Annotated in this window: 21 protein-coding genes; 17 read left to right on the plus strand and 4 right to left on the minus strand. The window is 60.3% G+C overall.

The annotated features are described in order from the left end of the window. Positions 1–25: 25 nt before the first annotated feature. The 5 genes from ACR0DO_RS14240 (at position 26) to ACR0DO_RS14260 (ending at position 3,203) form a co-directional block, all read left to right on the plus strand. On the plus strand, positions 26–607 hold the full coding sequence (locus ACR0DO_RS14240) for an LPS export ABC transporter periplasmic protein LptC (protein WP_480442860.1): 582 nt from the start codon (positions 26–28) through the stop codon (positions 605–607). 39 nt (positions 608–646) lie between these two features. Next, complete coding sequence (locus ACR0DO_RS14245; protein ID WP_170447360.1) at positions 647–1,102, plus strand: LptA/OstA family protein; 456 nt, start codon at positions 647–649, stop codon at positions 1,100–1,102. Further along, entirely contained in the window at positions 1,102–1,860 is a 759-nt protein-coding gene (lptB, locus tag ACR0DO_RS14250; RefSeq protein WP_170447358.1) for an LPS export ABC transporter ATP-binding protein, read from the plus strand. The genes ACR0DO_RS14245 and lptB overlap by 1 nt, the downstream gene beginning before the upstream one ends. Before the next feature lie 252 nt (positions 1,861–2,112). After that, complete coding sequence (gene hpf / locus ACR0DO_RS14255; RefSeq protein WP_170447356.1) at positions 2,113–2,676, plus strand: ribosome hibernation-promoting factor, HPF/YfiA family; 564 nt, start codon at positions 2,113–2,115, stop codon at positions 2,674–2,676. A 62-nt stretch (positions 2,677–2,738) separates the two neighbouring features. Next, positions 2,739–3,203, plus strand: a complete 465-nt coding sequence (locus ACR0DO_RS14260; protein ID WP_170447354.1) for a PTS sugar transporter subunit IIA — start codon at positions 2,739–2,741, stop codon at positions 3,201–3,203. Between the two features lie 66 nt (positions 3,204–3,269). Here ACR0DO_RS14260 and dalA read toward each other — a convergent pair whose 3' ends face one another. Next, complete coding sequence (dalA, locus tag ACR0DO_RS14265) at positions 3,270–3,785, minus strand: divisome-associated lipoprotein DalA (RefSeq protein WP_170447352.1); 516 nt, start codon at positions 3,783–3,785, stop codon at positions 3,270–3,272. A 168-nt stretch (positions 3,786–3,953) separates the two neighbouring features. Here dalA and ACR0DO_RS14270 point away from each other — a divergent pair, with 168 nt between their 5' ends. Together ACR0DO_RS14270 and ACR0DO_RS14275 are read left to right on the plus strand one after the other, a co-directional pair. Further along, complete coding sequence (locus ACR0DO_RS14270) at positions 3,954–4,553, plus strand: L,D-transpeptidase (protein WP_421596933.1); 600 nt, start codon at positions 3,954–3,956, stop codon at positions 4,551–4,553. A 140-nt stretch (positions 4,554–4,693) separates the two neighbouring features. After that, the gene (locus tag ACR0DO_RS14275; RefSeq protein WP_010442520.1) at positions 4,694–4,876 is read left to right on the plus strand and encodes a hypothetical protein; all 183 of its coding nucleotides are present in this window, start codon (positions 4,694–4,696) and stop codon (positions 4,874–4,876) included. A gap of 89 nt (positions 4,877–4,965) precedes the next feature. On the opposite strand, the gene hemH is transcribed toward ACR0DO_RS14275, so the two are convergent. Beyond that, on the minus strand, positions 4,966–6,015 hold the full coding sequence (hemH, locus tag ACR0DO_RS14280) for a ferrochelatase (protein WP_170674361.1): 1,050 nt from the start codon (positions 6,013–6,015) through the stop codon (positions 4,966–4,968). Positions 6,016–6,072: 57 nt separating this feature from the next. Then, a complete protein-coding gene (locus tag ACR0DO_RS14285; RefSeq protein WP_480559658.1) occupies positions 6,073–6,903 on the minus strand; it encodes a methyltransferase domain-containing protein in 831 nt (276 codons plus the stop codon). A gap of 16 nt (positions 6,904–6,919) precedes the next feature. Here ACR0DO_RS14285 and ACR0DO_RS14290 point away from each other — a divergent pair, with 16 nt between their 5' ends. The 5 genes from ACR0DO_RS14290 to ACR0DO_RS14310 all read left to right on the plus strand — a co-directional run bounded on the left by ACR0DO_RS14290 (position 6,920) and on the right by ACR0DO_RS14310 (position 9,856). Next, a complete protein-coding gene (locus ACR0DO_RS14290) occupies positions 6,920–7,648 on the plus strand; it encodes a double zinc ribbon domain-containing protein (RefSeq protein ID WP_480559660.1) in 729 nt (242 codons plus the stop codon). Positions 7,649–7,685: 37 nt separating this feature from the next. Continuing rightward, on the plus strand, positions 7,686–7,943 hold the full coding sequence (gene grxC / locus ACR0DO_RS14295) for a glutaredoxin 3 (RefSeq protein ID WP_170327797.1): 258 nt from the start codon (positions 7,686–7,688) through the stop codon (positions 7,941–7,943). Beyond that, positions 7,943–8,773 carry a carbon-nitrogen hydrolase family protein gene (locus tag ACR0DO_RS14300; protein ID WP_480559662.1) on the plus strand — a complete coding sequence of 277 codons (831 nt, stop codon included), beginning with the start codon at positions 7,943–7,945 and terminating at the stop codon, positions 8,771–8,773. Before grxC ends, ACR0DO_RS14300 begins: the two co-directional genes overlap by 1 nt. Positions 8,774–8,787: 14 nt before the next feature. After that, positions 8,788–9,228, plus strand: coding sequence for a MarR family winged helix-turn-helix transcriptional regulator (locus ACR0DO_RS14305; RefSeq protein WP_170327795.1), 441 nt, complete (start codon positions 8,788–8,790; stop codon positions 9,226–9,228). 217 nt (positions 9,229–9,445) lie between these two features. After that, positions 9,446–9,856 carry a hypothetical protein gene (locus ACR0DO_RS14310; protein ID WP_480559664.1) on the plus strand — a complete coding sequence of 137 codons (411 nt, stop codon included), beginning with the start codon at positions 9,446–9,448 and terminating at the stop codon, positions 9,854–9,856. A gap of 73 nt (positions 9,857–9,929) precedes the next feature. Here ACR0DO_RS14310 and ubiG read toward each other — a convergent pair whose 3' ends face one another. Further along, entirely contained in the window at positions 9,930–10,676 is a 747-nt protein-coding gene (ubiG, locus tag ACR0DO_RS14315; RefSeq protein ID WP_480559666.1) for a bifunctional 2-polyprenyl-6-hydroxyphenol methylase/3-demethylubiquinol 3-O-methyltransferase UbiG, read from the minus strand. Positions 10,677–10,724: 48 nt separating this feature from the next. On the opposite strand from ubiG, the gene pip reads away from it, so the two are divergent. From pip to ACR0DO_RS14340, 5 genes are all read left to right on the plus strand, one after another. Beyond that, a complete protein-coding gene (gene pip, locus ACR0DO_RS14320; RefSeq protein WP_480559668.1) occupies positions 10,725–11,702 on the plus strand; it encodes a prolyl aminopeptidase in 978 nt (325 codons plus the stop codon). Beyond that, complete coding sequence (locus ACR0DO_RS14325) at positions 11,699–12,517, plus strand: ABC transporter substrate-binding protein (protein ID WP_480559670.1); 819 nt, start codon at positions 11,699–11,701, stop codon at positions 12,515–12,517. Before pip ends, ACR0DO_RS14325 begins: the two co-directional genes overlap by 4 nt. Positions 12,518–12,676: 159 nt before the next feature. Then, complete coding sequence (gene rimP / locus ACR0DO_RS14330) at positions 12,677–13,267, plus strand: ribosome maturation factor RimP (protein ID WP_170447332.1); 591 nt, start codon at positions 12,677–12,679, stop codon at positions 13,265–13,267. Next, positions 13,267–14,880 carry a transcription termination factor NusA gene (gene nusA, locus ACR0DO_RS14335; RefSeq protein WP_480559672.1) on the plus strand — a complete coding sequence of 538 codons (1,614 nt, stop codon included), beginning with the start codon at positions 13,267–13,269 and terminating at the stop codon, positions 14,878–14,880. Before rimP ends, nusA begins: the two co-directional genes overlap by 1 nt. Before the next feature lie 23 nt (positions 14,881–14,903). Further along, positions 14,904–15,527 (plus strand): RNA-binding protein, encoded by a 624-nt coding sequence (locus tag ACR0DO_RS14340; protein WP_170447328.1) that lies wholly within the window; start codon positions 14,904–14,906, stop codon positions 15,525–15,527. Positions 15,528–15,535 lie beyond the last annotated feature (8 nt).

A 15,535-nucleotide genomic window follows, 5' to 3' on the forward strand; every position in this document is an offset into this window, starting at 1 on the left:
TCGCGCGGTGGACGGACATTCCCGCATGGTACAGTTCTTCAAGGTGGTGCTGCCGTTGGTGGCCATCCTGATGCTGTCCACCGTTTTCCTTTTGTCGCGCAGTATCGAAACCAATGTCAGCGTTCCGTTTACCCAGCAGGACATCGACGAACGCTTGGCCGATCAGGTGGTGACGCAGCCGAATTACCGCGGCACCACCCGCAAGGGCGAAGAGGTCCAGATCGAGGCAATCCGGGCAACGCAGGGGCGGGAAGGCTCGATTCCCACCGCGGCCGAATTCCGTGGCCGCATGAACCTGTCAAGCGGCGGTGTCATCACGCTGGATTCCAATTCCGGCATGATCCGCCCCGACAAAAACTCGGCCACCTTTGTCGGCGATGTCGTTATCACCTCGACCGACGGCACCGAAATCACCACCGACCTGCTGAACACCTCGCTGGATGAAATCCGGGGCGACGCGCCCGGTCAGGTCAACGGAACCGGGATCATCGGCAACTTCACCGCCGGCAGCATGAGCTTTGGTACGGAAAAAACCGACGGCCCCGTGCATATTCTTTTTACAGATGGCGTGAAGCTGATATACGAGCCTGAAAAAGCAGAAAGATAACCTGTGTTCCATTTCCGATTTGTTCCACTTTGCCTTTTATTGACCCTTGGCGCCTTTTCTGCGGCGGCGCAGGAGACTCAGGTTGCGTTTGGCGCGACCCAGGCCGACCCCAGCCTGCCGGTCGAGGTGACTTCGGAAAAGCTGAACGTCAACCAAGAGGACGGTTCGGCCGAGTTTCTGGGCAATGTGATCGTCATTCAGGGTGAAATGCGCCTGACCGCCGAACGGGTGCTGGTGATCTACAATCAGGATCGCTCGGGCATCGAACGGATGGAAGCGACCGAGGATGTGGTTCTGGTCAGCCCGCCGGATGCGGCCGAAGGCGACTGGGCCGAATACACCATCGATTCCGGCGTGATCGTGATGAAGGGCAACGTGCTGTTGAATCAGGGGCCCAGCACCATCAGCGGCGATCAGATGAATGCCGACCTGACCGCCGGAACAGCGACGATGACCGGCAACGTCAAAACCATTCTGCAGCAGGGCAACAACTGATGGCGCGCCCTGAACTGACCGTGGCCGAGGGCAATTCCGGTCTCAGGATCGAAAAGCTGCGGAAATCCTACCGCAAGAAGACCGTGATCCGGGATGTGTCGATGACGCTGGACCGGTCCGAGGTTGTGGCGCTGCTGGGTCCAAACGGGTCGGGCAAGACGACCACCTTCTATTCGGTTGCCGGGCTGGTCTTCCCCGAAGCGGGCACGGTCACCATCGACGGGCAGACGGTAACGACCCTGCCGATGTACCGCCGCGCGCGGCTTGGGATCGGCTATCTGCCGCAGGAAATGTCGATCTTTCGCGGCATGAGCGTCGAGGACAATATCGCCGCGGTTCTGGACATTACGGTGCGTCACGCCCACCGCCGCAAGGAGCGGCTGGAAGAGCTGCTTTCGGATTTCTCGATCGAGCATTTGCGCCGGGCACCTGCCTTGGCCCTGTCGGGCGGTGAGCGTCGCCGCGTCGAGATTGCCCGCTGTCTGGCGGCCGACCCGAAATATCTGCTTTTGGATGAACCCTTTGCAGGTGTTGACCCGATCAGTGTCGGCGATATCCGCCATCTGGTTGCGGACCTGAAAAAGCGCGGCATCGGCGTGCTGATCACCGACCATAACGTGCGGGAAACGCTGGAAATTGTGGATCGCGCCTATATCCTGCATGACGGGCAGGTCCTGATGTCCGGAACCCCGGACGAAGTGGTCGAAAATGAGAACGTCCGCCGCGTTTATCTGGGCGAAAATTTCCGGATTTCATGAGCTTGCGCAGAAATGCGCCGAATGCATGACGGAAATCACGTATATACACGTCTGTTTTGATTGACTCTTCCGCTGTCTCTTGCCTCAATTGGGCCATGGCATTTCTTCGGTTCCCGTCTGGATCACGATGCCCCTTCATCGAAGGGGGAACGGTGCGGCTACCGCGGGAAATGTCTCTACCCCCCACCCGATAACAACAAGCGCGTCGCGTCACGTGACGTCAGAATGGGTGTGAATTGTGAAGGAGATCACATGCGTTACCAAATCAGCGGAAAACAGATCGACATCGGCGAAGCACTTCAAACTCATGTGCAGACCGAACTGGGCGAGGTCGTGGGCAAATATGCCCAGCGTCCGACCGATGCCAATGTCGTCTTTTCCCGTTCTGCGCATGAATATGTATGCGAAACCACCGTACATCTTTCCACCGGCCTGACGGCGCAGGCCAAGGCCCATGCAACCGAAATCTACGCAGCGTTCGAGGCCTGCTGCGACAAGATGGAAACCCAATTGCGCCGCTACAAACGCCGCCTCAAGGATCACCACAAGGATCGGTCCGAGCCGGTTGAACTCTTTGGTGCTTCCTCATATATCCTCGCTTCTGACGAGTCCGAGTCGGCAGCGGAGCCGGAATCTCTGCAACCGATGATCGTGGCTGAGATGGAAACCAAGATTCCATCGCTGAGTGTTGGTGAAGCCGTTATGCAGATGGAATTGGCCGGCGCCCCGGTGCTGGTGTTCCGTAATGAAAACAAGGACGGATTGAACGTCGTATACCGCCGCGATGACGGCAATATCGGCTGGATCGATCCGTAACAGGCAAGAATAGCAAAGGCACGCCCCTGCACCGTGTGGGGGCTTCGCCATGGAGCGTGATCATGGAGCTTTCGAGCATACTGAAGCCCGAAGCAGTGCGTGTATTGTCCGCCGCATCCAGCAAGAAGCGGCTGTTTCAGGAAATCGCCGATGTGGCCGAAGCGACTCTGGGTCTTGAGGCCCAGATCGTTGTGGACGGGCTGCTGGAGCGGGAAAGCCTGGGGCCAACCGGTGTGGGCCATGGCGTGGCTCTGCCACATGCGCGCATGTCCGAGCTTGAGGCGGTTGCAGGCGTTTTCGTGATGTTGGAAAAGCCGATTGATTTTGGCTCGGTCGACCGCCAGCCGGTGGATATTGCGTTTGCGCTGTTCGCACCGGAAGAGGCCGGGGTGGATCATCTGAAAGCGTTGGCGCTGGTCTCGCGGACCCTGCGCGACACTTCGGTCTGCGCGAAATTGCGGGCCAATCCCGATCCGGTCAAACTGTATGCGATTCTGACCGAAGCACAGTCCATGCAAGCGGCCTAAGCCATTGTATTTACAAAAAAGCCCCCGGATTTCCGGGGGCTTTTTCGTTTTCGGACGGGGCTGCGGTTACCCGCCTGCGCCCATTTCCAGCGTCCACCAGATCTTGCCGCCGCCTTCCTGATGCCAGGCAAAGCCCATCTGCGTGGCCTTGGGGTCCATGATCACCGAGCGCGGGCCGGGTTCCTGCATCCAGGCGGCCAGAGTTTCGGTCTCGGTCTCATAGGTTTCCGAGATGGCCTCGCCAATATATGTCCCGTAATATCCGACGCGCTGGGCACGTTCCGGCGGGGACGATCCGTCCGAACCGAAATGCCAGGGGCGGTTTTGCCGGGCCATATCCTTGGAGTGGGTGGCGGCAGCAGCGTTGAGTTGCGAATTCAGCTGCACCGCCTGCAGACCCTGAGCCTGGCGCAGTGCATTGACCGAATCAAGCATACGGAACTGAAGTTTTTCGGGATTGCCCCGGATCTTGTAGACCGTCGGCAGCGGCCGCCCGTCCGATCCATATGTCGGCGTGCCGCCGGGAGTACATGCGGACAGCGCCACAAAGCAGGCAAATAGTAATGAAATGATACGCGTCATGATCGACCTGATGTTTGATTTAACCTAGGGCATAGCGCGACAGGCCGCCTTGGGCAAACGCACATTGGCCCGGTTCCGCGTGATTCTGCCGGTTTGATTTGCGACTGAAGCATTCTGGCCATAAAATACGCTGAAATTCAGACTGGCCTTAGAAAAGGACCGCCCGTCATGGTCAAAAAACACTATCTCGCGCCCTCCCGCCGGGGATTCCTGGCCGGAGCGTCGGCCCTGCTGGCCTCGCCCGCGGTTGCCCAATATATCCCCGGCGACCCGCTGCGCCCTGCGCCCGAGCCGGAACCGGATGTGCGCCGCAATATCTCGGGGTTCCGCGCGCTGGACTGGCAGCCCTATTTTTCCAACACCAATAACGGGGCCATTCTGGTCGATACCGTCTCGCGCGCGCTGCATTACTGGTCCGACGACCAGCGGGTATACAAACTATACCCCTCTTCCGTGCCACTGACCGAGGAGCTGACCCGCCGCGGTCGCACCAGCGTGGTCCGCAAGGTCGAAGGGCCAAGCTGGTCGCCAACGCCGTCGATGAAGAAGCGCAACCCGGAATGGCCGGATTATATCCCTCCGGGGCCGGATAACCCGTTGGGAACACACGCTTTGTATCTGGGCTGGAAGTATTATCGCATCCACGGCACCCACGATACGCGCAAAATCGGGCGCAGATCGTCTAACGGCTGCATCGGTCTTTTCAACGAGGATATCGCGGAATTGTTCTCAATGGCGCAGGTCGGCACGCAAGTGTTGCTTATTTGACGACATTTTCGCGCACGAACCCGCTTGCGGCGCAAGTTGCAATTGCATTCCAGTTGGATAGCTGATTAGAAAAAACGTACGAGGTAAGTCTTGGGTGTGCGGTTTCGCTATTTGGAACCGTGCAAATTCTGGAGGTTAATATGAAGAAACTCGTTCTCGCCGCTGCACTGACTGCTGCTGCATCGACCGCCTACGCTGGCAACCTGGAAGAGCCGGTTGTTGAAGCACCGGTTGTTGTCGAGGAAACTCAAGGTTCGTCGCAGGGCATCATCCTGCCGCTGATCCTGCTGGTCGTAGTTGCCGCAGCTGTTGCAGCAAGCTAATTTGACGAGCGTCATCTAGAGAAAAGGCGGTGGAGCAATCCACCGCCTTTTTTCATGTCTGCTTGACCGGGTCTGTTTGAAGGGGCCGGTCAGTCCAGCCAACCTTTCAGATTGTCTTCGATCACCTTGCCAAGGGCCGCGATGTGCGAATCATCGTCGTTGAGGCAGGGGATATAGGTAAAGCTTTTGCCGCCTGCCTCCTCGAAGCTTTCCCGAATCTCTTCGTTGATCTCTTCCAGCGTTTCAATGCAATCGGCGGAAAACGCCGGGGCAATCACGGCGATGTTCTTTTTGCCCTGCCTGGCCAGTTCGGCCACGTGATCGACCGTATAGGGCTTCAACCATTCCTCGGGGCCGAATCGGGACTGGAAGGTCGATACAAGCCGGTCGTCCGACCAACCCAGCCGTTCCTTCAGCAACCGCGAGGTTTTTGCGCATTGGCAGTGATAGGGGTCACCCTGCTGCAAATAGCGTTCCGGCATTCCGTGGTATGAAACGACCAGAATGTCGGGCTTTGTCTCCATCGCCGCATAGGCCTGTTCCACCGACCCGGCCAAAGCGTCGATATAGGCGGGTTCGTCGAAATAGGCGGGCACGGTGCGGGTGGCAGGCTGCCAGGCTTCCTCCATCAGGGCGCGGAAGAACTGGTCATTCGCAGTCGCTGTCGTGGCACCCGCGTATTGCGGATAAAGCGGGAAGAACAGGATGCGGTCGCAGCCTGCGGCGACCATCTCGCGTACCTTGGACTTGGTCGAGGGGTTGCCGTACCGCATACAGAAATCAACCAGAACACGGTCGCCATAGCGCGCCTGCATCGCATCGCGCAGCTTGGCGGTCTGGTCCTTTGTGATCGTCATCAGCGGGCTTTCGCCCTTGTCGTGGTTCCAGATCGACTTGTAGGCCTCGCCCGAGCTGAAGGGGCGTTTGGTCAGGATGATGCCCTGCAGGATCGGCTGCCATTTCCATTTCGGATAGTCGATGACGCGCTGATCCGAAAGAAACTCGTTCAGATAGCGGCGCATCGGCCAATAGCTGTAATCGTCCGGCGTGCCCAGATTGGCCAGCAGAATGCCGACGCGGCCCATCTTGACCTTGGGGTGGTCCGCGGGGGCATGGGATGGGCGAGTGGCGTCAAACATGTCGAGCTTCCTGAGATTTCTCTGTGCCAAGCTGAGATAACCGGAAAAACCGGGCCGTCAATCGGGCAGTTTGCCTTCTTTTGCACCCAGCGCATCGGCAAGGCGGGCTTGGGCCGATCCGGGGCGCAGGGGTTTCTGCTGGCTGTCGTCGGGCGACCAGCCGGTCAGGCAGATCAGCTCGAACGTGGCGGCCAGACGGCCCTGAGGGGTGGTGAAGTGGTCGGCATAGATCTGCTGCGCCCGGGCAAAGACCTGCCGTTTTGTCAGGTGTTTCACGCGGCCCGACAGGCTGTTGGTCTCGCCCATCGCCCGGAGATCGCGCATCAGGTGGGTCAGGTCGCGGTATTCCGCCGTCAGACGCGCGGTGTCGGCCACCGGCAGCGCAAGGCCCGCCCGTTGCAGCAAACCGCCCAGATCACGAAGCTCGGCCATCGGCGCGATGCGCGGGCTGAGGCCGCCTGCGATTTCGATCTCGGCCTGCCCAAGGGCGGCGCGCAACTCGTGCAGAGTTTCTCCGCCTAGACAGACCACCAGCAGCAGCCCATCGGGCCGCAGGGCGCGGTGGCATTGGATCAGCTGCCCGACCGGATCATTGGCCCAGTGCAGCGCCATAGCGTGAATCACCAGATCATGGGCGCCGGGCGTCAGGTCCAGCACCTCATCATCCGCAACAATCCGCGCCCCGGGCAACACACCCTGCCAAACCTGAGCAAACGGTGTCACCACTGCGGGCGCCGTAAAGGTTTTGTTAACCATGGAGAGCCGATCCTGCACCTCGTCCACGGCGGCATGGTGCAGAAACAGCGCGTCATCCTGCGCGCGGGCGCGGTGCCGGGTCAGGGTCCGGCGGTCGAACAGAGAGGGTGCGTTGGAGTCAGGCAGCTTCATAGGGCGCAATTATCGCATGTGGCAGCGGATTCAAACCGCTGTTCACCTGATCTATCCGCCGCGCTGTCTTGGATGCGGTGAACTGACCGAAGCGGATTTCGGTCTGTGTGGCCAATGTTGGCGCGATACGCCCTTTATCGGTGGGGTGGTGTGCGAAAGCTGTGGCGTGCCCCTGCCGGGCGAGGCGGACGGCCACCGGATCGAGTGTGACGACTGCATGAAAACGCCACGCCCCTGGCAGGACGGGCGCGCGGCGCTTTTGTATGACGGCAAGGCACGGTCTCTGATTCTGGCGTTGAAGCACGGGGACAGGCCGGAACTGGCAAAACCGGCGGCCCGCTGGATGGCGCAGGCCGGGCGGGATTTGTTCCGCGATGACATGCTGATTGCCCCGGTGCCGCTGCATTGGTCGCGGCTGTTGAAGCGGCGCTATAATCAATCGGCCTTGCTGGCGCAGCATCTGGGGCGGCAGAGCGGGCTGGACGTGTGCCCGGATTTGCTGCTGCGACGGGTGCGGACCCCGGTTCTGGATGGTAAAACCGCGGCGGAACGGGCTGAAACCCTGTCGGATGCCATTATAGCGCACCCAAAACGGGGTCAGCGGATGCAGGGGCGCGATGTCCTGCTGGTGGATGATGTGATGACCTCGGGTGCGACGCTGGCAGCCTGTGCGCGTGTCTGCCTTGCCGCCGGGGCAAATCATATTTTCGTGTTGGTACTGGCGCGCGTTGCCAAGGATGCCTAATTCGCTCAGGATTGCGCGAAACCTTAAGGGACGAAATATGAAGCCGGTTGAACTCTACACCTCGCCGCTATGCGGTTATTGCCACGCGGCCAAGCGGTTGCTGAAACAGAAAGGCGTCGAATTCAAAGAGATCGACGTGCTGTTGCACCCCAAACGCAAGCCCGAGATGATCCAGCGCGCGGGTGGCAAACGCACCGTGCCGCAGATTTTTATCGGCACCGAACACGTGGGCGGCTGCGACGACCTCTATGAGCTGGAGCGTCAGGGCAAGCTGGATCGCCTTCTGGCGGCCTGATGAAAACCGCGCTGCTGCAACTTTGCTCGTCGGATGATCCGGCCGAAAACCTGGCAACCGTGCGCGCCATGATGGCCGAGGCCGCCGGGCAGGGCGCGCGGTTCATCCTGACGCCCGAGGTGACGAACTGCGTGTCCACCAGCACGACACGGCAGCGCGAGGTGTTGCAGCACGAAGAAGATGACCAGACGCTGGCGGGCCTGCGGGATCAGGCCGCTGCGCTGGGCGTCTGGCTGCTGATCGGCTCATTGGGGATCAAAACCCATGATGCCGATGGGCGCTTTGCCAACCGATCCTTCCTGATCGACCCGCAGGGGCAGATCGTGGCGCGGTATGACAAGATCCACATGTTCGATGTGCAGGTCTCGGACGCCGAGACCTTCCGCGAATCCAAGAATTACCGCCCCGGTGATCGCGCGGTGCTGGCGCAGACCGATTTCGGACCGGTCGGCATGACCATCTGTTATGACCTCCGGTTCCCGCATCTCTATGCCGCTCTGGCACAGGCCGGGGCGCGTATCCTGACCGTTCCGGCGGCATTTTCGCCGGTGACCGGCGCGGCCCATTGGCAATCGCTGCTGCGCGCCCGGGCGATTGAAAACGGCTGTTGGGTGCTGGCCCCGGCGCAGACCGGGACCCATCCGAAAACCCGCGGCAAGACGCGCAATACTTACGGTCACAGCATGGTTGTGGCCCCGTGGGGCGAGGTCGTCATCGACGCAGGCATCGATCCGGGCATTCACATTTTCGATTTGGATGATAGTTCTGTGGCAGAGGCGCGTCGCCGCGTGCCTTCACTGACTCACGTGCGGCCTTTCGACGGGCCCTGACCCAGAACCGAGACATGACTGACGAACACAATGCCCTTGCGGTCACGCTGTTCAGCGAGATCCTGACCGCCGACCAGCTGTTGCGGAACCGGCTCAGCCGCGTGCTGCCCAAGGGCATGGAAATCTCGCATTTCTCGGTGCTGAACCATCTGGTTTTTGTCGGCGATGAGCGGACGCCTGCGCAGCTGGCCAGCACCTTCCACGTCACGCGCGGGGCGATGACCAACACCTTGGCCAAGCTGGAATGGGCCGGATACATCCACATCCGCCCCGACTGGGACGACGCCCGCCGCAAGATGGTCGCGATCAGCCCCGCCGGTCGCCGGGCGCGCGATCAGGCGATTTCCTCGATCGCGCCGCTGATCAACCGCGTGGTCGGAGAGCTGGGGCTGGAGCGCGTCCGCAGCACGCTGCCCGTGCTGCGGGATTTGCGGTTGCAGTTGGAAGGGGAGTAGAGGCGCTGCATCGACGACTCTAGGTTGAGGAAGTCAGGCTGCTCATCTACAACCCGACAATCTAATTGAAAACTGATGGGAACAAGTCAAAGTGAAGAACTATTTGATCGGTGGGTTAGTGTGCCTTGTTGTGGCTTTCATTGTCGGCTTCGAACCACTGCAATGAGTAGTTAACGAGGCAACGAACCAAGGTACACTGAAGGGTGTAGAATCTTGTATGTCCTATTCACATAGTGAGCTTCTTTCGGCGGAGGCTGTCAGAGCAACTTGCATCAGCGCTTTCCAGCGGCGTCTTTATCGGGGCGAATACGCGACAGGTCGTGCGGGGCCGAGTGTAAAAAGGGGGAGCGTCCGCTGGGGCGGCGTTCTTGAAAACAAGACCTATGATCATGTGACGACTTGGGTGCAGATTTCCGTCAGTGTTTTCGACGACAAGGGTGTAGAACAAGAGTATTCCGCTGAAACGTCAATCTGGATAGATCCTTTAGGCGAAACCGAATTCGAGGTAGAACTGCCCGACATCGAACCCGCGCAATTCGAGAGTATTGATTTCTGCGAACACGAAAATTCAACGCCATCCGCATGCATGGCTTGGAATGTAACCGATGTAATGGGGCTGTCGATTTGAGGTGGCGTAGGATGGGTTTCTAACCCATCATCAAATCCCGGAAACCACAGGTAAGATGGGTTGAAAACCCATCCTACCCCAGCTTCACACTCGCCGTTACATAATTCACGCTTAAGTCCCGGTCCGAGATCGACCAGCTCCACAGGATCGGGTTGAACACGAACCCCTTGCGGTCCACCGGGTCCAGCCCGGCCTGACGCAATAGGTCGAACAACTCATCCGGCGTGATGAACTTGTTCCATTCATGCGTGCCGCGCGGCAGCCAGCGCATGACGACCTCGGCCCCGAAGATGGCCATTGCATAGGATTTCGGGTTGCGGTTGATGGTCGAGCAGATCAGCAGGCCGCCCGGTCTCAGCAAGTGCTGCGACGCGGTCAAAAATCCCGCCGGGTCGGAGACGTGTTCGACCACCTCCATGTTCAGCACCACGTCGAATTGCTCGCCCGCGGCGGCCATGTCTTCGGCGGTAGTGTGGCGATAGTCGATCTCAAGCCCCGATTGCTCGGCATGGATGCGGGCGACGGGCAGGTTGCCTTCGGCGGCATCGGCGCCGACCACCGTGGCGCCAAGGCGGGCCATTGGTTCGCTCAGCAGGCCGCCACCGCAGCCGATATCCAGCAAGCGCAGGCCTTCGAACGGGCGCGGGACCTTCAGATCGCGGTCAAATTCGCCCGCAATCTGTTGTGTGATATAATCCAGACGGCACGGATTCAGCATGTGCAGGGGCTTGAATTTCCCATGAGGGTCCCACCACTCGGCCGCCATCGCTTCGAATTTTGCGATCTCGGAAGGGTCCACCGTGTTCGGATGCGCTTGCATTCCTGTCTCCGTATGCTCTTTTACGTTTAAGGACTATATAGGGCCATAATGGACAAGTACCCGGACCAAAAGCGCGCAGTTCAATATCTGTACCCGCCGATCGATCCCTTCGATCAGCGCATGGTCGATGTGGGCGATGGGCACCGTATCTATATGGAACAATGCGGCAATCCCAACGGCAAGCCGGTGGTTGTGCTGCATGGCGGGCCGGGCGGCGGCTGCAGTCCGGCGATGCGGCGGTATTTCGATCCTGCCGTCTTTCGGGTGATTCTGTTTGACCAACGCGGCTGTGGCCGGTCGCGGCCGCATGCGTCGGTGGCGGACAACACGACGTGGCACCTTGTCGCTGATATCGAACGGCTGCGGACCTTACTGGATATCGACGACTGGACGGTGTTCGGCGGCAGCTGGGGGGCGACGCTGGCGCTGATCTATGCGCAAACTCATCCCGACCGGGTCAACCGTCTGGTGCTGCGCGGCGTGTTTCTGGCCACCCAGGCCGAGCTGGATTGGTTCTATGGCGGCGGTGCAGGCAAGTTCTGGCCCGAGCCATGGGCGAAATTCACCGCCCTGCTGACCGAAGCGGAGCTGTCCGACACCATCGGGGCCTACAACAAGCGCCTGTTCTCGGGGGATCGTGCGACCGAGATTCTGTATGCGCGGGCGTGGTCGGCATGGGAAAACGCTCTGGCGTCGATCCACACCAATGGAATGACGGGGGAAAGCCCCGGCGAATATGCGCGCGCCTTTGCGCGGCTTGAGAATCACTATTTCATCAATGGCGCTTTCCTTGAGAAAGACGGGCAAATTCTGGATCAGATCGAGAAGATCGCCCATATCCCCGGCCATATCGTGCAGGGGCGCTATGACATGATCTGCCCACCGCAGGCCGCTTGGAAACTGGCCGAACGCTGGCCCAATGCGGACTTGAAGATGGTGCGTAATGCAGGTCACGCCTTGTCCGAACCCGGTATCAGCGCCGAGCTGGTTCGGATCATGGACCGTGTGGCCGAGGAGGTGGCATGACCCGGATTGACCGCCGTGCTCTGTTTGCCTCGGGTGCCGCTGCTGCGTTGCTGGCGGCCACCGGGGCCTCGTTGGCGGCCACGCCGAAGGCCGGTGGTACGCTGCGCCTTGCGGTTCCGCGCGATGACAGCCTTGAACAGGTGGCCCGCGGGTCCGTGCTCGACACCCTGACCGAGATTGCGCCCGATGGCACCCTGCGGGGTGAGCTGGCGGCCGGCTGGCAGACCGAATCCGACGCGCGGGTCTGGACCTTTGATCTGCGCGCTGACGTAACCTTCCACGATGGCGCGGCCTTGGATGTGGCCGATGTGGTCTCGGTACTGCGCGAGGTCGGAGAGGCCGAGGCGCTGACGCCCGACTCGGTGCGGCTGGAACTGGCCGAGGCCAATCCGGGCTTGCCTTTCCTGCTGGCCGACGGCCGCTTTGTCATCACGCGCGATGGGCAGGGTGTGACGCCTCTGAACGCTGCAAATGGTACCGGTTGTTACAAGGTAGAGCGCGCGGAAGATGACCGGCATTTTCTGGGGCGGCGTGTTCCGGATCACTACAAGACCGGTCAGGCGGGCTGGGTCGATGCGATAGAGATCATCGTGATCCCTGACCCGCGTGTCCGCGCCGAGGCGTTGCGGGATGGCTATGTGGATGTGGTGGCCTTTCCCGAAAGCGATGATCTGAAGGGTCGGCGCGGTCTGCGTTACCATCCCGGCGAATCGGATATGGCGCTGGCCGTGGCTGCGCATGTCGGTATGCCGCGTCAAATCGGCAGGGCTATGCTGGACGACGGGCGCATTGCCGAACGGTGGTGGCGGGCGTAAATCCGTTCACGAATCCCGTCGGGGGTTGCAGTTTCGACAAACCCTGCGTATATGCAGTTTCAACAGCGGCGCGTTGGACTTCTGGTCCAAGGCTCCACCGGAAAATTCGACGGGCCGCGCGCCCGTTTTTTTGTGCCCGGACAAAGGGTAGAGAACCTGATGACAAACGACCTGATAGCCAAAGCAGCGATCGACCGGCGACTGGCCGAGATCATCACCCCCGTGATCGAGGATCTGGGGTATGAGCTGGTCCGCATCCGCCTGATGAGCGGTAAGACCACCACGATGCAGATCATGGCCGACAAGCCCGATGGCGGCATCGAAGTGGATGACTGCGCCGAGATTTCCAACGCGGTCAGCGCCACGCTGGATGTCGAAGACCCGATTTTGGACGCCTATACGCTTGAGGTGTCCAGCCCTGGCATCGACCGGCCTTTGACCCGCCTCAAAGACTTTGAGGCGTTTGAGGGCTATGAGGCCAAGATCGAGACCGCCGAGCTGATCGACGGCCGCCGCCGTTTTAAGGGCGAACTGGCCGGGATCGAAGGGGAAGAGGTTCTGATCAACATCCCAGAGGGGGATGAGACGATCACCATCGGCCTGCAATTCGACTGGCTGAGCGATGCCAAGCTGGTCCTGACCGATGACCTGATCAAGGAAATGCTGCGCCAGCGCAAAGACGCCGGTGCCCTGAACGAAAACGCTTTCGACGAGATTGAGACCGAAGGGTCCGAAGAGGAGACGAACTGATGGCAATCACCTCAGCCAACCAGCTGGAGCTGCTGCAGACCGCCGAGGCCGTGGCCCGCGAAAAGATGATCGACCCCGGTCTGGTTGTCGAAGCGATGGAAGAATCGCTCGCCCGCGCCGCCAAGAGCCGTTACGGCGCCGAGATGGACATCCGCGTCAGCATCGACCGCAAGACCGGCAAGGCGACCTTTACCCGCGTCCGCACCGTGGTTGAGGATGAAGAGCTTGAGAACTATCAGGCCGAGATGACCGTCGAGCAGGCCAAGCAGTACATGGAAGCGCCCGAGGTTGGTGACGTCTTCGTTGAAGAAGTGCCGCCGGTGGAAATGGGGCGTATCGCTGCTCAGTCCGCCAAGCAGGTGATCCTGCAGAAGGTGCGCGAAGCTGAGCGTGACCGTCAGTACGAAGAGTTCAAAGATCGCGCGGGCACCATTATCAACGGTGCGGTCAAGCGCGAGGAATTCGGCAATGTCATCGTCGATCTGGGCGGTGCCGAGGCCGTCCTGCGCCGCAATGACAAGATCGGTCGCGAAAGCTATCGCCCGAATGACCGCGTGCGTGCGTACATCAAAGAGGTTCGCCGCGAGGTGCGTGGCCACCAGATCTTCCTGTCGCGCACTGCGCCGGAGTTCATGGCCGAGTTGTTCAAGATGGAAGTGCCGGAAATCTATGACGGCATCATTGAGGTCAAGGCCGTGGCCCGTGACCCCGGCTCGCGCGCCAAGATCGCCGTGATCTCGTATGACGGTTCGATTGATCCCGTCGGTGCCTGCGTCGGTATGCGCGGCAGCCGTGTGCAGGCGGTTGTGAACGAGTTGCAGGGCGAGAAAATCGACATCATCCCGTGGAACGAAGATCAGCCGACCTTCCTTGTGAACGCGCTGCAGCCTGCCGAGGTTTCCAAGGTGGTTCTGGACGAAGAAGCCGGCAAGATCGAAGTGGTGGTTCCCGAAGAGCAGCTGAGCCTCGCCATCGGCCGCCGCGGTCAGAACGTGCGTCTGGCCAGTCAACTGACCGGTCTGGACATTGATATCATGACAGAGGCCGAAGAATCGGCGCGCCGTCAGAAGGAATTCGAAGCCCGCACCAAACTGTTCATGGACAGCCTGGATTTGGACGAATTCTTCGCGCAGCTGCTGGTTTCCGAAGGCTTCACCAACCTTGAAGAAGTCGCTTACGTGGAAATCGACGAACTGCTGGTGATCGACGGCGTTGACGAAGGCACCGCGCAAGAACTGCAGACCCGCGCTCGCGAATTCCTGGAAGCACAGGCCAAAGCGGCGCTGGACAGCGCCCGTGCACTGGGTGCCGAGGACAGCCTTATTGAATTCGAAGGCCTGACACCCCAGATGGTAGAAGCTCTGGCAAAGGACGACGTGAAAACGCTGGAAGACTTTGCCACTTGCGCCGACTGGGAACTGGCCGGTGGCTGGACCACGGTCGACGGTGAGCGTATCAAGGATGATGGTGTGCTTGAGCCTTTCGGCGTGACGCTGGAAGAGGCGCAGGATCTGGTCATGACCGCGCGCATCATGCTGGGCTGGGTCGATCCGGCCGAGCTGGAGCAGGCCGAAGAAGACAGCGAAGTTGCTGAAGAGGAGGCCGAGGCCTGATCTCAGGGCCTCGGGTGGCGCACATGGGTCGCGGTGGCGTCCATAAGGATCGGTCCGAAGGACCTGAGCGCAAGTGCATCGCCACGGGCGAGATTCAGCCTAAATATGGCTTGATCCGCTTTGTGATGGGGCCGGACGGTCAGGTCTTTCCGGATGTCGCGGCGAAACTGCCGGGACGCGGGGTCTATGTGGCGGCGGATCGCGCCGCACTGGATAAGGCCGTGGGCAAGAAACTGTTCGCCCGCGGGTTCAAGGCGCAAGTAAGCGTGCCGCAGGACCTAGTGGACGAAGTCGAAAAGCAGGTTGCGCGTCGGGTGATCGAGTTGCTGAGCCTTGCGCGCAAGTCCGGTGACGCGGTCGCCGGGTACGAAAAAGTCAAGACGTGGCTGGACCGGGAAGAGGCCCAGGTGCTGATTCAGGCCATCGATGGATCGGGGCGCGGCAAGTCGAAACTCAGCACGCCGCACTTCGGAAAATACATCGGATGGCTCACGGCGGACGAGTTGGGACAGGCATTTGGTCGCCAAACGGTGATTCATGCGGCCTTGGCCTCTGGTGGACTCGCCAAACGTGTTGTAGAGGAAGCGCAGCGCCTGCGTGGCTTGCGCGAAACGGATGACGGCGGCAGGGGCCGCGCGGAAGGGTAAGAAGCTTT

The sequence above is a fragment of the Ruegeria sp. AM9 genome (assembly GCF_056540565.1).

Bases quoted from the DNA above. Each gene is read 5' to 3' on its own strand.
- ACR0DO_RS14240 (WP_480442860.1), top strand. From the start codon at position 26: ATGGTACAGTTCTTCAAGGTGGTGCTGCCGTTGGTGGCCATCCTGATG.
- ACR0DO_RS14260 (WP_170447354.1), top strand. From the start codon at position 2,739: ATGGAGCTTTCGAGCATACTGAAGCCCGAAGCAGTGCGTGTATTGTCC.
- hemH (WP_170674361.1), bottom strand. From the start codon at position 6,015: ATGTTTGACGCCACTCGCCCATCCCATGCCCCCGCGGACCACCCCAAG.
- ACR0DO_RS14340 (WP_170447328.1), top strand. From the start codon at position 14,904: ATGGGTCGCGGTGGCGTCCATAAGGATCGGTCCGAAGGACCTGAGCGC.
- ACR0DO_RS14275 (WP_010442520.1), top strand. From the start codon at position 4,694: ATGAAGAAACTCGTTCTCGCCGCTGCACTGACTGCTGCTGCATCGACC.
- dalA (WP_170447352.1), bottom strand. From the start codon at position 3,785: ATGACGCGTATCATTTCATTACTATTTGCCTGCTTTGTGGCGCTGTCC.
- ACR0DO_RS14325 (WP_480559670.1), top strand. From the start codon at position 11,699: ATGACCCGGATTGACCGCCGTGCTCTGTTTGCCTCGGGTGCCGCTGCT.
- ACR0DO_RS14290 (WP_480559660.1), top strand. From the start codon at position 6,920: ATGTGGCAGCGGATTCAAACCGCTGTTCACCTGATCTATCCGCCGCGC.
- ACR0DO_RS14305 (WP_170327795.1), top strand. From the start codon at position 8,788: ATGACTGACGAACACAATGCCCTTGCGGTCACGCTGTTCAGCGAGATC.
- rimP (WP_170447332.1), top strand. From the start codon at position 12,677: ATGACAAACGACCTGATAGCCAAAGCAGCGATCGACCGGCGACTGGCC.
- pip (WP_480559668.1), top strand. From the start codon at position 10,725: ATGGACAAGTACCCGGACCAAAAGCGCGCAGTTCAATATCTGTACCCG.
- ubiG (WP_480559666.1), bottom strand. From the start codon at position 10,676: ATGCAAGCGCATCCGAACACGGTGGACCCTTCCGAGATCGCAAAATTC.
- ACR0DO_RS14285 (WP_480559658.1), bottom strand. From the start codon at position 6,903: ATGAAGCTGCCTGACTCCAACGCACCCTCTCTGTTCGACCGCCGGACC.
- hpf (WP_170447356.1), top strand. From the start codon at position 2,113: ATGCGTTACCAAATCAGCGGAAAACAGATCGACATCGGCGAAGCACTT.
- grxC (WP_170327797.1), top strand. From the start codon at position 7,686: ATGAAGCCGGTTGAACTCTACACCTCGCCGCTATGCGGTTATTGCCAC.
- ACR0DO_RS14300 (WP_480559662.1), top strand. From the start codon at position 7,943: ATGAAAACCGCGCTGCTGCAACTTTGCTCGTCGGATGATCCGGCCGAA.
- lptB (WP_170447358.1), top strand. From the start codon at position 1,102: ATGGCGCGCCCTGAACTGACCGTGGCCGAGGGCAATTCCGGTCTCAGG.
- ACR0DO_RS14310 (WP_480559664.1), top strand. From the start codon at position 9,446: ATGTCCTATTCACATAGTGAGCTTCTTTCGGCGGAGGCTGTCAGAGCA.
- nusA (WP_480559672.1), top strand. From the start codon at position 13,267: ATGGCAATCACCTCAGCCAACCAGCTGGAGCTGCTGCAGACCGCCGAG.
- ACR0DO_RS14270 (WP_421596933.1), top strand. From the start codon at position 3,954: ATGGTCAAAAAACACTATCTCGCGCCCTCCCGCCGGGGATTCCTGGCC.